Here is a 13,621-nt window from a genome sequence, read left to right on the forward strand (position 1 = left end):
TAGCTGGATAGTAATTTTCTCCACCGGATGCTTCACCCTCGACTCTGCAGCGTCTAGACCTGCGCAACGCCCTTAGCAGGGTAGTAATTTTCTCCACCGGCTTCAAGGATCACATCCCTGTGCCCTTTCAGCCTCCGCAGCATCCCTGCTGCTGTTACGAAAATTCTACCGCAGCCAAGGGCTTAAATAGAATCTCTTAGACGTCACGAAAAACATCTTAGAACACAGCAGATATAAAACGAGGTGGTAAGCATTCCGTACACTTTGTAAGGGAATGTATTTTTCATGGATGAAAAATGCAAGCGTACAGGGATGTATTCACAGCGTGTCCCGTCAAAGTTGTACGGTGTGCTTGCCACCGGATGCTTATATCACGATTCTGAAGCGTCGAGCCCATTGCTGCGACCTTAGCTGGGTAAACTTCAGGATGAAGTTTATAACCCCCAGTGAGGTATTCGCGGCGAGTCCCAGGAAAGTTGTACGGCGTGTTTAGCCGCCGGATGCACGAATCTTAGATAGTAAATGATCTTTTACCGGCTCAACCGCTTAATTAAACTCGACGTATCCCAGCGTCCGCCGCCCATCTGCTGCACCTCAGCATAAAACTGATCCACCAGCGCCGTCAGCGGTAAAGCACTGCCATTTTTGCGGGCTTCATTTAACGCAATTGATAAATCCTTACGCATCCAATCCACCGCAAAACCGAAATCAAATTTATCATCCAGCATCGTCAGTGAGCGGTTCTGCATCTGCCACGAGGATGCGGCACCTTGCGAAATCACCTCGACCACAGCGGCACCGTCTAATCCGGCATTTTTAGCAAAGTTTAGGGCCTCAGCCAGCCCCTGCACCACACCAGCAATACAGATTTGATTCACCATCTTCGCCAACTGGCCAGAACCGGCCGGCCCGAGTAACTTAACGCAACGGGCATAGCTCTGCATCGCCGCCTCAGCCAGACTGTAGTCGGCTGCACTGCCACCGACCATCACCGTTAAAATGCCCTTCTCAGCACCTGCTTGGCCACCGGATACCGGCGCATCTAAAAAGCCCAACTGCTGTTTAGCGCAAGCTGCGGCCAGTTCACGCGCCAATTCGGCAGATGCCGTAGTATGATCGACCAGCACTGCGCCGGCGGCCATGGTGGCCAGTACTCCCTGCTCGCCGTAAACTACAGAGCGCACATCATCATCATTACCGACACACATAAATACCAGACTGGCGCCCGCTGCCGCCGCTGCTGGCGTTAGCGCGCACTTGCCGCCATACTGACTGACCCAGGCCTCAGCCTTGGCCGTAGTACGGTTATACACACAAACCTGATAGCCTTTTTGCTGCAGATAACCGGCCATCGGATAGCCCATTACCCCAAGACCAATAAAGGCGACGCTTTTATTGCTAGTATTTGACATAAAAATGACTTAAAGCTGTGACATAGTGGAGTGTGAGCTTACAAAGTTATCAGCCTAATTGAAAGTCTAAAGGAATGACCATGACGACACTTTATGATTTTACCGTCCAGGACAATGCCGGTAAGCCGCTTGAGCTAAGCCAGTTTCGCGGTAAAGTGGTTTTAATTGTCAATACCGCCAGTAAGTGCGGTTTTACGCCGCAATATAAAGATCTTGAAGCCTTGCATAAAGAGTATCACCAGCGTGGTCTGGTGATTCTGGCCTTTCCCTGTAACCAGTTTGGCAGCCAGGAACCAGGCTCTAACGCTGAGATTATGCAGTTTTGTGAACTGAATTACGGTGTGACCTTTCCGCTGATGGGAAAAGTCAATGTGAATGGTCCGGAAGCCGCGCCGGTATTTGAGTATTTAAAAGATCATGCCCGCGGTTTACTAAAAAGCCGTGCTATTAAGTGGAACTTTACCAAATTTCTGGTAAACAAAGAGGGGGTGGTGGTAAAACGCTATGCCCCGCGCACTAAACCTGCCAGCATAGCGCAAGCCATCGAAGAATTACTGTAACTTTGATCTGGCGCTAAATATGCAAAATCAGGATCCGGTATTCTCCCGTCATCAAGATGGGAGAGAAGCAATGAAAATCGCTGTGTTCAGTGCGAAAAAATACGATCAGGACGGCTTTAGCCAGTGGGCTGATGCCAGCTTGCAATTTCGATACTTTGACAGCCGTCTGAATGTTGAGACGGTGAAGATGGCCGCGGGCTGTCACGCCGTCTGTGTTTTCGTCAACGATGATCTGTCTGCTCCGGTACTGCAGCTGCTATCCGAAATGGGCATCGAAATGGTCGCCCTGCGCTGCGCCGGCTTTAATAATGTCGATCTGGATACCGCCAAGGCGTTAGGGATCAGAGTAGCCCGGGTGCCGGCCTATTCACCAGAGGCGGTAGCCGAACACACTATCGCAATGATGCTGACCTTAAATCGCAAACTGCATAAGGCCTATAACAGAGTGCGGGATGATAACTTTGCCCTGGACGGTTTGCTCGGCTTTAATATGCACGGCAAAACCGTTGGTCTGATTGGTACCGGTCGCATCGGTCTGGCGACCGCCCGCATTTTGAAAGGCTTTGGTTGTAAGTTGCTCTGTTACGATATTCAGCCAGACGCTGAGCTAACCGAGCACTACACCACGTTGGAAAATCTGTATCAGCAAAGCGATATTATCAGCTTACATTGCCCGCTTACCCCGCAAACTAAGCATTTGATTAATCAACATAGTCTGGCACAGATGAAAGACGGTGTGATGCTGATTAATACCAGTCGTGGCGGCCTGATTGACACTAAAGCCGTGATCCATAGCCTGAAGAACCGGAAAATCGGCTATCTGGGTTTGGATGTCTATGAACAGGAAGCGGATATCTTTTTTGAGAATCTGTCTGAGCAGATGATTGAAGATGAAGTCTTTAAACGCTTACTCACCTTCCCTAATGTGCTGATCACCGGCCATCAGGCGTTTTTCACCCGCGAAGCGCTGCAACAAATCAGCCAGATCACCAGTGATAATCTGGTGGCTTTTGCCGGGGGGCAAAGTAATGGTAATGAGCTGGTTAATTAAGGCTTATCCTCTTTATCCTTGATGTTACCTCATAAAAAACGGCAGGTTCCCCTGCCGTTTCTTCTGGTATTGCCGCTGGCTTAAGCTTCGTCTTCCAGCTCGTTCACCAGAGTTTCGGCTAATTCGTCCGGCGTTACCACCACGCCAGGACCGTCCGTATCCGGCAGTACAGCGATACTTAATTCGTCACCGTTTAAACCTTCAGTCCATTTTTCCAGCCAGGTATCGATGGCAACAGCCTGAGCGGTACAATTTGACCACTCGCCTTCGATCCACTGTTCTGCCAGCTCAGCATGTGGCCATACCGGAATGCAACGCTCGTCCTCGGCGCTGACCAGCACAAAGCCTTCGTCATCGGTCAGGATCCAGATCTGCTCCAGATCGGCGACGGCCTTAATAAAATACTCATAGCGCTGTTCCGCATCCAGCGCGGTGATCCGGGCCAGTTCTTCAGCAGTCAGTTGATAATCCATAGTGTGTTCTCTTTGCCAGTAAATACTGCTAATGATGACGGATCCGCTGCGCAAAAGCTATCAGAAAAATGCGCTGTTACCAGAGCTGATGCCCCAGCCAAATCAACAGCGCATAGCGTAGCCCCTTACCCAGTGCCACCAGCAGCAAAAACAACCGGAAGGGTACTCTGAGTACCCCGGCTACCATGGTCAGCGGATCCCCCACCACCGGTAACCAGGCAAAGAGTAAACTCCAGCGGCCATAACGCTGAAACTGTGTTGTCGCTCGCGTCAGGGCAGCGGCTGAAATGGGAAACCAACTTTTATGCTGAAAGCGTAACAACTCCCGACCAAGATACCAGTTAACACAGGATCCCAGGGTATTACCAAGGGTCGCTGCCAACCACAACCAAACAGGCAGATAGCCCTGCGCCAGTAAGGTCAGCAGCAGTACTTCGGAGGAAGCCGGGAATAGCGTCGCGGCAATAAAGCCGGTTAGAAAAAGTGAAAAATAAGCCACAACACAGTTCTGTCTAATCAGGTGCGGCAAAGTCTAGCATTTTTAACGGCTATTTTAGCTAAAACTGTCGGCTTTTGTTTAAGTTTGTCATAGGTAAAACCATGGCTAAGTCACTGGCAAAAAATAAGCTTTCCGATAGACTTTAGTCTAAAAGCCGCCGTTAGCTATTTACAAAGATTGCGGCATTCTCCAACCTGCCAAAAGTATTAGTGTTTCCGGAGTGTCTATGTCTACCCCGCTGATCCGTCATACTGTATTTCTGGTGCTGCTAGCGGCACTGCTAAGTTTGCTGCTGTGGCTGGGCAAGCCACTATTAGCCCTGGCGCTGACCGTGCTGCTAAGCGCTGCCTATTTGTTTTTGCTGCCCGGCCTGAAAACGGCAGCGTCAGATCCCGCTCAGGCTCAGACTCAACCAACCTCAGATCGGATGGTCCGCAATATCACCGAAGCAACGTCGAAGATGGCAATAGGCGCGGCAGAAGTGTCCTTTTATATTGATGCCTTGATTAAAGATATTAAACATAGCAGCGATGATAGCCAGCAACTGGCCAATGCCAGCCAGAGTGTGGCAGCCGGCAGCAGTGATTTAAATCATAACCTGCAAACCATTAATCAAACGATAAATCAAACCGCCAGCGCCTCAGAGCAGGCAGATAAAAACCTGCAAAATGGTGTGGTGCGGATTGAAGCATTGGCGCAAGCGGTCGCCAATGCGGCAGCCGAATTACAAAGCCTGCGCAGCAGCGCTGATAAAATTCAGCATATCACCGAAGTGATTAATAACGTCGCCGCGCAAACTAATCTATTGGCGTTAAATGCCGCCATTGAAGCCGCTCGCGCCGGTGAACAAGGCCGTGGCTTTGCCGTGGTGGCCGACGAGGTACGGGCACTGGCAGGCAAAACAGCCGGCGCCACCCAGGATATTGCGGCGATGTTGCAGGAGATCCGTAGTCAAAGCAGCCATACAGCGGAGTTGATGCAACAGCTGGAGCTGTCCAGTCAAACGGTACAGCAGGAATTACAGCAGGTTGCAGCCGGGGTGAACCATATTAGTCAGGAGGTTAAGCAAGCCTCTTCTGCCTTACGTGAGATTGAACAGCTAAGCGATAACCTGCAGGAAAACAGCAGCCAGATCAGTGGCGCCATTGGTAATATCAGTCAGGCGCTGTCTGATATTGAACAAAAAGGCACCCGCATCGCCGGTCAGGCGGTAGAGGTGTCAACCGAGACAGAAACCATTTATCGTGAACTGAGTGATCAGACAACGAACAGCTTCTATCAGCCAATACTGGCGGAGGCCAAACAGGCGGCAACAGCGATTGCCGCCGCGCTGACACAATTGATTAATGAAGGTAAAGTCAGTCAAAGCGAACTCTTTGCCGAAAAATATCAGCCAATTGCCAATACCAAGCCACAAAAGTTCAGTACCGCTTATGACAAACTGACGGATCAGCTGTTCCCGCCGATCCAGGAGCCGATTTTAAGCCGGCATCAGAATGTACTCTATGCCGGCGCAGTCGATCGCAAGGGTTACTTCCCGACCCATAATAAAAAGTTCAGTCAGCCGCTGACCGGTAATTACGATAAAGATTTGCTGCAAAATCGTACCAAACGGATATTCAGTGACCGAACCGGTAGCCGCTGTGGCAGCAACACTGAGCCGATGCTACTGCAAACCTATAAAAGAGATACCGGCGAAATTGTGCATGACTTATCGGTACCTATCTATGTTAATGGCAAGCACTGGGGCGGTTTTCGGATTGGCTTTAAACGCTAACCTCAGCGCGTAACCGCCAGCCTTGTTGACTAGTGAAAATCCCGTGACCCGGCCGGCAGAGCTTCCAGTAAGGGCGTCAGATCGGTCAGGCGTCCGGCAATCACATGCACGACCTCGCCTTCGCGCTCTAAAATACCATTTACCTGCAGGATCTTCGCTGTCAGATAGGGCTGCTGCTGTGCCAGAGCCGTCCCCTGCCATACCACAACATTAATATTACCGCTTTCATCCTCCAGCGTTAAAAAAGTGACGCCGGCGGCAGTCCCCGGGCACTGCCGGCAAGTCACTAAGCCGGCGACCTTAACCACCGCCTGTTGCCGCACTGTCGCCAAGTCGCTAGCCAAAGTACAACCGGCCAGCTTCCCTCGCTGGCGTAAATAGTGCAGTGGATGATAATCAAGACTAAACCCCAGCGCCTGATAATCTTCCAGCATCGCTTCGCGCTCGCCGGGTGGCTGCAGCAGCGGTGCCGCCGGTTCAGCTACAGCGGCAAATAACGGTAGCTGCGTTTGCTGATCCAGCAAATGCCAGCGACTGTTATAGCGATCGCCAGTTAAGCTCTGCAAGGCATTGCTACTGGCCAGCGCCGCCAGTTCGCGGGCATTTAATCCCAGTTGCTTTAACTGTGCCGGATGACAAAAGCCCGCCGCTGGCCGCTGCTGTAATAGCTGTTGCAGCGTCTGTGGGCTTAAGCCCTTAACCTGTTGTAAACCAAGCCGGATAGCCCAGTCACCCTGATGCAGGACCAATTGGTGAGCGGCAGCGGAGGCATTAATACAGACCGGCAGCACCCTAAGCTGATGACGTCTGGCATCCTGAATAAGTTGCGACGGGCTATAAAACCCCATGGGATAGCTGTTTAACAGGGCGGTATAAAATGCCGCCGGAAAATAATGTTTTAACCAGGCAGAAACATAGGCCAGTACTGCAAAGCTGGCGGAATGCGACTCCGGAAAACCGTACTCGCCAAAGCCACAAATTTGCTGATAGATCCGCTCAGCAAAGTCTTGCTGATAGCCGCGGCTGAGCATGCCATTGATCAGCTTTTCTTTAAACTGCAACAGCTCACCGGTTTTCTTCCAACTGGCCATGGCGCGTCTGAGTTGATCCGCTTCGCCACCGCTAAAACCAGCGGCCACCATTGCCAGCTGAATCACCTGCTCCTGAAAAATCGGTACGCCCAGGGTACGGGATAACACCCCCGCGACTTCTGGCGATGGATAACTCACGGCTTCCAGGCCATGCCGGCGCAGCAAATATGGGTGCACCATATCCCCCTGAATTGGTCCTGGCCGCACTATCGCGATCTGAATCACTAAGTCGTAATAGCAGGCTGGTCTGAGTCTTGGCAGCATGCTCATCTGTGCGCGGGATTCAATCTGAAACACCCCCACTGTATCCGCCTGTTGAATTTGCCGGTACACCTGAGGGTCATCACCATAGCCATTAATTGCCGCAATACTAAGCGTCAAGCCATAGTATTGCTGCACCAACTGAAAACAGCGGCGGATTGCCGTTAACATGCCCAAAGCCAACACATCGACCTTTAACAGCCCAAGTGTTTCCAAATCATCTTTATCCCATTGGATCACAGTGCGCTCAGCCATGGCCGCATTTTCTACCGGTACCAACTCATACAAAGGGCCGGCCGAGATCACAAAGCCCCCGACATGCTGTGATAAGTGCCGCGGAAAGCCGCGGATTTGCTCCACCAGCTGCACCAGCTGCTGCCCCAGACCTTGTTCGGTATTCAGTCCAAGCTGGCTAAGCTGTTTTTGCCAGCTGACCACACCATGGCGGCGGTTCAGGTTTTTAATAAAATGCTCCAGTTGCATTTCATTAATCCCCAGCGCCTTCCCAACATCACGGATCGCGCTTTTCAAGCGGTAGCTGATCACCGTTGCCGCCAGCGCTGCCCGCTCGCGGCCATATTTCTGATACAGATACTGCATCACTTCTTCGCGCCTTTCGTGCTCAAAATCTACGTCTATATCCGGCGGCTCCTGCCGCTCGCGGGATAAAAAGCGTTCAAACAGCACATTAATTTGCCGCGGATCGACAGCGGTAATTTCCAGGCAATAACAGACCACCGAATTAGCGGCAGAGCCGCGGCCCTGATATAAAATGCCGCGCGCTTTTGCAAACTGCACCAAATCATAGATGGTCAGAAAAAAGTACTCATAACGCAGCTCGGCAATCAGCGCCAATTCCTTGTTAATCAGTGCCTGGATCGACGCTGCCGGCCCTGCTGTACCAAAACGCTGCCGGGCTCCGGCTTGCACCAGTTGCTGCAAATACTGACTGGCACTAAGATCAGACGGCACCAGCTCAGATGGATATTCATAACGCAGCTCATCCAGCGAGAACTGGCACACCGCAGCCAGCGTCACGCTCTGCGCCAGTGCAGCAGCGGGATAGAGCTTTGCCAGTTTGCTCAGGGGTCTTAAACAGGCCTCAGCATTACTCAGCAACTGGCGGCCTAATTGCTGGACCGGCGTTTTCAGGCGAATGGCAGTCAAGGTTTGCTGTAATGCCAGTCGCTCACGCTGATGCATTAATACCGCACCTACCGCCAGCTGTGGCAGTGCAAAATCGTGGGCCAGCGTCTGGCAATACGCCAGGTAGCGCGCTTCGCGATAACGCAATTGCCGCACTAGCGCCAGGTGCAGGCGACCACTAAAATGCCGGCTTAACAATTGCCCCCAGTACTGGTCCACTTCCGCCTCCCCCTGCGGCAACCAGAGTGCCAGGCAATGCTTGCTGCTGCGTAAATCCCATTCTTCCAGCTGGTAATGGCCTTTTTCAGCGCGCCGTCGGGCATTGGTAATAATGCGGCACAGCTCAGCATAGGCTTGCCGATCCGGACACAGTAGCACTAAGGACAGGCCAGGCAGCTGAAAATAACTGCCTATGATCAGTTTTAACGGTAATTGCAGCCGCTTGATTTGCCGGTGTGCCCGCACTACCCCGGCGACCGAACATTCATCGGTCAGTGCCAGCGCCTGATAGCCCAAAGCTGCCGCCGTGCTAACTAACTCCTCCGGCGAGGAAGCGCCTTGTAAAAAACTAAAGTTCGAACGGCAAAATAACTCCGCGTAGGCCACGGCCTCGGATGGCGGCGCTGCCGCTGACGTTTCGCTCATCGGCCCCCCTTAGCTAAACCAGCCTTGCAGATACCATTGCTGCTGCGGTGTGCGGTATACCCACCACAGCTGCCCCTGCTCAGTGCGGGCCAGATAATAATCCCGCTGCAGTAAGGTGCCACTTTGCCAGCACAGTTGCTCCAAACGCTCGGCACCACTTAACAGCGTCACCGCCTCGGTTAAAGGCAGGGCTTTGGGCAGTTGTAAAATAGGCCTGAGCTGATAACAAAGCGCCGCATTCAATGCCGGCAGCGCCGCTACAGCTGATACCGATGACTCTGCCTCCGGCCAGTGACTCAGGCTTAGCACCGGTGTCACCACCGCCTTCTCCCCCAGGCGGGCCACCAGCATACTGAGCAGTTGTGCTTTGCTCAGCGGCTGTGAGCGCTGTGCCAGTAAATTACAACTTGCGCGCTGATCGGGTACATAGTCTGTTGCCGCCAATTGCAGCGCATACACCGGCTCTGGCAGCTGCAGCTGCGCCAGGTGCAGGGACAGTAATTGCTGCCAGTTTGCGGCACAGGCTTCACCGGCCCGGGCGCGGATCTGCAGAGGTAAGGGGCTGTGCTGGCGAAACTGCAGGGTAAGTTGCAAACACTGACACAGTAAGTTGGCCCGGCGTAAAAACTGCTGCAGTTGCTGTAACAATGGCTGTAACGGCTTTAATAACTGTGGACTTTCAGTAATTTCATAATGCAGCTGTAGTTCACGGTTAAATTGCAGCCGGGGTCGGTAAAATTGTGGTAATTGCAGTACTCTGCCCGTTAATGCCGCCAGATATTGCAGCACGTCCTGAGAAAAACGCCGCGCCAGCTCTGCTGCCGGCAATGCCAGTAAGGGACCTAACTGCCGGATCCCCAACCGGGCTAACTGCTCAATGCTAGCCGCCGGCAGATCGCTGGCAGTTAACGGACAAAGTGCCAACTTGGCCTGCTCTGCCGCTGGCGTTAAGTACAGCGCGGCCTGCCCGGAGCGGGCCAGTAATTTTGCAGCCAGCGGAGTTTGCCCCGCTGCGGCTAGATATTGATAGGGACAGTCTGCCAGTTGCAGTTGGAGGTGCTGCCAGTAACGGGCAGGATCCGGGTAAAGTTTTAGCATGCTACTCACCCGAATCAACAAGGCATCCGGCGGCTGCAGCGCCAGATCGGCTGTCACCTGATATAACCGCTCCGCCAGCTGCTGCAGCTGCTGCTTTACCCGTGCCGGCTCAGGACTAAACAGCTGTAACTCACGACACAGTAACACGGCCGTTGCCACACTTTGCCCGACCTTGACCCCGGCTGCCGCTGCCAGTGCATTAACCCCCAGCAATTGATGTCGTTTCGGACATGCCAGCGCCATCGGTTGTGCCGGATATTGTACTGCCAGTTGATCAAGTTGCAGGCTGGGGAAATACAGATAAAGCCAGCGCATGACAAAGCCCTCAGGCGGTCTCAGCCAAGGCCGCGTGGCTGCGGGTCAGTACCGGATAAAGCTCAGGCCACTCCTGTTGCCAGTTAAGATAAAATTGTTGCCCGGCCCAGCCGGCACGGCGCTTTAACACTTTAAGCTGCAAACCTTGAGGCTGTGGCAGTAGCTGTAGCGCCAGTGCTAAAGGCAGTGTTAATTCCGGCTGTTGCGTGGTCAGTTGCAGCACTAACGCCTGCTGCGCCTGAGCTGCCAGCTGTAAACGACGTGCCGCCTTGCGCGCCAGCGTCCCCTGCCAGAGCAAGACCAGGCTACATAAACCACTTTGTAATAACTGCTCTGCAGCCCAGAGTGCATCTGTTTCACTGACACCGGAAAGCAACAGCAACTGTGACGGGTTAATCCCCTCTGCCGCCAACGGCTCAGCCTGGAGTAACTGTGGCGGATTAATCAGCCCCAGCAGGCCTTGCTGCTGCAGTTGTTTGAATAAGGGTAACAGTAAACGCAACTCGCCAATTGCCGGCTGACTTTGCAATACCAGCAAACCGGACGCCGGCCAGCCACCCAGTTGCCGGTCAAATTCGGCATAACCGGAACTTAGCTGCTGACCGGCAGCAGGTAAGGCTGAGCCTTGCCAGAGCCATTGCCGCTGCGTCAGTTGTTCAAGTAAGCTGTGCATAGACCACCAAAATACTGTTCATATATACAGTATATTTGCTGGTGTTAAAAATGCAAGCACCCATAGAGTGCTCACAGGCTGCCGACTGCGGGTAAAGGTGTGTGATTAGTGGGTTTACAAAACCGGATCAGGCGGTTTTAGCCCGCTGCTGTAACAGGGTAAGTACTTCGTAATGACTACTATGGGCAAATAAATCAAAAAGTTGCACCCGCAGTAACTGATAGTTGTCCAACAGGGCCAAGTCAGCTGCCAGACTATTGGCATTGCAGCTGGAATAAATAATATAAGCGGGGGCCAGCTGTTTAATCGCCGTCACCAGCTCGACGCCTAAGCCGCGGCGGGGTGGATTCACGACCAGGAGATCCGGTGGGCTAACCGCCGCCGTGGCAAAAGCAGCGGAGTCCAGCGCCCTAAAATCGACCTGAGTCAACCCCAGCTCAGCCGCGGCCTGCTTGGCACTGGCAATGGCGGACGGTGCAATTTCAATCCCGGTCAGTGTCATCTGATTGCTGGCCAAATGTAAACCAAAACCGCCCACGCCACAGAACAGATCCCAGAGGTGCCGGATCGGCACGCCTTGTTGCGTGAGTTCCGCAGTCCAGGTTGCAGCAGTGGCATAGAGCCGGGCAGCCAATTCAGGATTGATCTGAAAAAAACTCTGCGGGCTTAAATACAGCGGTACCTGATTAAGTTGCTCGCGCAGCAAAGCCTGCTCTGTTAACAGGATTTCTTCCGGCCCTTCCAGCAGCGCTGCCGGCTTGGGCTGTAAATTAACACTTACCACCGACAACGCCGGTAAGCTCGCCAATAACCAGGGTAAATGCTTTTGCAACGCCGCCAGACAGTTCTTTGAACGCAGTACCAGACGCAGCATAAAGTGACCACTGTGATAACTTTGCTGCAGCAGCACATACTTGAGCTCACCGCGGCGCTCGGCAATATCGTACGGGGTAAGCTGAGCGCGGCTAATCAATTGCTTAATCACCGCAAAAACGGCCGCAAAGGCCTGCGGATATAAGGGACAATCGGCGAGATCAACTGCCTGCCCCTGTTGATTAATGATCCCCAGTAGCGGCGCCTCACAGCTGCCCTGCACCACCATCTTGGCTTTATAACGACACGCCTGTTGCTGACTTGCCACCGGCGCCAGGATCTCCAGCGGCGCCAAAGGAGAGACTAACTGCAACAGTTGTTGCTGCTTTAATGCCAACTGCTCGGCATAGGGCATCGCCAGCCATTGGCAGGACTGACAACGGCCTGCAACAAAGTGCGCACAATGCATCAGGCTTAGTCCCGCAATAACAGCGATAACGCGCGCGGATCACCCTGATTAGGCGCCGGTGTCAGGCCCACTACTCTGGCCATCACATTGTAAAAATCGACCATGCTTAATTGCGCTACCGTCGCCTGTTGTTTAAAGGCCGGTCCATAGGCAATCAGCATTCCCTGCATATCTGGCTCGGTATTATCATAACCATGGCTGCCACGTGCTCTGAGGAAAGACGGGTCAGCCTTTAAACCGGGTAGTAAACTGCGCCGGACAAAGATCCAGGGCTGCTCCGCCAGCAAAATAATCGGCGCGATGCGGACATGGTGTTGATGCTGAAAGCGTTCTGGCAACTCATGCTTGCGGTACAGGCGCATCTGTTCTGGGTTATAACGCCCGGCAATTTGCTGATACAGTAACTCTTCCTGGCCATCTTTCGGGAAAATGCTGACAATTTCACGTGAAAAGCGAACATTCTGCGTTAAACTGCCATCAAACAACTCATCAGCAATAATATACTTGCGCTGATCGACCTCTGCCATACCATGGTCGGAGCTGATGATCAGGTTAACCTGCTCCGCCTGACCGCGTTCACGCAGCGTGTGCACCAGATAAGCCAGTTCGGCATCCACCTCGGCCAGAGCCTGAGCCACCTGCTTTGAGCGCGGGCCATAGTTATGACCCGCACTATCCACATCACTAAAATACAAGGTGATCACTCTTGGCCGCTCGGCTTCAGGCAGCGCCAGCCAGGCCAGCACCTGCTCGGTACGCTCACGGTTTGGCGTCTCATGCACATAGGGAAACCAGTGGCTGGGCCGCTTACCTTTAATTTCCGCTTCCGAGCCCGGGAAAAAATAAGTGGCCGCCTTCACGCCCTGCAATTCAGCCGTGATCCAAATCGGCTCACCCTGCCACCAGAAACCATCTGCTACCTGATCCGCCATACTCATCGCAAAATGCCGTTGATGCTCAGGATCATACATCGAGTTATCAACAATACCGTGCCGCTCCGGGTGTAAACCAGTGACCAGTGAATAATGATTGGGAAAGGTTTTACTTGGAAATACCGGCTGTAATTGTTTGACATGCACACCACCTGCCGCCAGTTCGGCTAACATCGGCGCCTGATGCAAACTCAGGTAGTCATGACGCAGACCGTCAATTGAGATAATCAGCAGACTATTTGTGCTGGCAGCACTAGTATTAGGTGTGGCTGGTGGCTGATGGCAGCCAAGTAGCAACAGGCTGATAAAAAACACAAAAAATTTCATAAGTATCAGGTCCGGATCGAAATTAGCCTGATCTTAGCAACTCAGGCAGAAAACCATTAAGTGTACTGATTTTTGTTGA

Annotated in this window: 11 protein-coding genes; 3 read left to right on the forward strand and 8 right to left on the reverse strand. The window is 52.8% G+C overall.

The features are described from left to right. Nucleotides 1–530: 530 nt before the first annotated feature. On the reverse strand, nucleotides 531–1,412 hold the full coding sequence (locus tag H1D31_RS09880) for an NAD(P)-dependent oxidoreductase (RefSeq protein ID WP_261258182.1): 882 nt from the start codon (nucleotides 1,410–1,412) through the stop codon (nucleotides 531–533). Nucleotides 1,413–1,492: 80 nt separating this feature from the next. Between H1D31_RS09880 and H1D31_RS09885 the strand changes: the two genes are divergently transcribed. Next, complete coding sequence (locus H1D31_RS09885; RefSeq protein ID WP_008608113.1) at nucleotides 1,493–1,972, forward strand: glutathione peroxidase; 480 nt, start codon at nucleotides 1,493–1,495, stop codon at nucleotides 1,970–1,972. A gap of 70 nt (nucleotides 1,973–2,042) precedes the next feature. Beyond that, nucleotides 2,043–3,023, forward strand: coding sequence for a 2-hydroxyacid dehydrogenase (locus H1D31_RS09890; protein WP_008608112.1), 981 nt, complete (start codon nucleotides 2,043–2,045; stop codon nucleotides 3,021–3,023). A gap of 80 nt (nucleotides 3,024–3,103) precedes the next feature. On the opposite strand, the gene H1D31_RS09895 is transcribed toward H1D31_RS09890, so the two are convergent. Continuing rightward, complete coding sequence (locus tag H1D31_RS09895; protein ID WP_065955316.1) at nucleotides 3,104–3,496, reverse strand: DUF2750 domain-containing protein; 393 nt, start codon at nucleotides 3,494–3,496, stop codon at nucleotides 3,104–3,106. Between the two features lie 76 nt (nucleotides 3,497–3,572). After that, nucleotides 3,573–3,995 (reverse strand): YqaA family protein, encoded by a 423-nt coding sequence (locus tag H1D31_RS09900; protein ID WP_261258185.1) that lies wholly within the window; start codon nucleotides 3,993–3,995, stop codon nucleotides 3,573–3,575. 226 nt (nucleotides 3,996–4,221) lie between these two features. Between H1D31_RS09900 and H1D31_RS09905 the strand changes: the two genes are divergently transcribed. Continuing rightward, nucleotides 4,222–5,772 (forward strand): methyl-accepting chemotaxis protein, encoded by a 1,551-nt coding sequence (locus H1D31_RS09905; protein ID WP_261258187.1) that lies wholly within the window; start codon nucleotides 4,222–4,224, stop codon nucleotides 5,770–5,772. 29 nt (nucleotides 5,773–5,801) lie between these two features. Here the strand turns inward: H1D31_RS09905 and H1D31_RS09910 are convergent, their stop codons facing one another. The 5 genes from H1D31_RS09910 to H1D31_RS09930 form a co-directional block, all read right to left on the reverse strand. Further along, nucleotides 5,802–8,915, reverse strand: a complete 3,114-nt coding sequence (locus H1D31_RS09910; protein ID WP_261258189.1) for an error-prone DNA polymerase — start codon at nucleotides 8,913–8,915, stop codon at nucleotides 5,802–5,804. 9 nt (nucleotides 8,916–8,924) lie between these two features. Continuing rightward, on the reverse strand, nucleotides 8,925–10,328 hold the full coding sequence (locus tag H1D31_RS09915) for a Y-family DNA polymerase (RefSeq protein WP_008608105.1): 1,404 nt from the start codon (nucleotides 10,326–10,328) through the stop codon (nucleotides 8,925–8,927). 10 nt (nucleotides 10,329–10,338) lie between these two features. Then, complete coding sequence (imuA, locus tag H1D31_RS09920; protein ID WP_261258191.1) at nucleotides 10,339–11,001, reverse strand: translesion DNA synthesis-associated protein ImuA; 663 nt, start codon at nucleotides 10,999–11,001, stop codon at nucleotides 10,339–10,341. A gap of 127 nt (nucleotides 11,002–11,128) precedes the next feature. Then, entirely contained in the window at nucleotides 11,129–12,283 is a 1,155-nt protein-coding gene (gene rlmC / locus H1D31_RS09925) for a 23S rRNA (uracil(747)-C(5))-methyltransferase RlmC (RefSeq protein WP_261258193.1), read from the reverse strand. A gap of 5 nt (nucleotides 12,284–12,288) precedes the next feature. After that, entirely contained in the window at nucleotides 12,289–13,542 is a 1,254-nt protein-coding gene (locus H1D31_RS09930) for an ectonucleotide pyrophosphatase/phosphodiesterase (RefSeq protein WP_008608095.1), read from the reverse strand. Between the last annotated feature and the right edge of the window lie 79 nt (nucleotides 13,543–13,621).

This window comes from Alishewanella sp. BS5-314, from assembly GCF_025377695.1.
Classification (GTDB): Bacteria; Pseudomonadota; Gammaproteobacteria; order Enterobacterales; family Alteromonadaceae; genus Alishewanella; species Alishewanella aestuarii.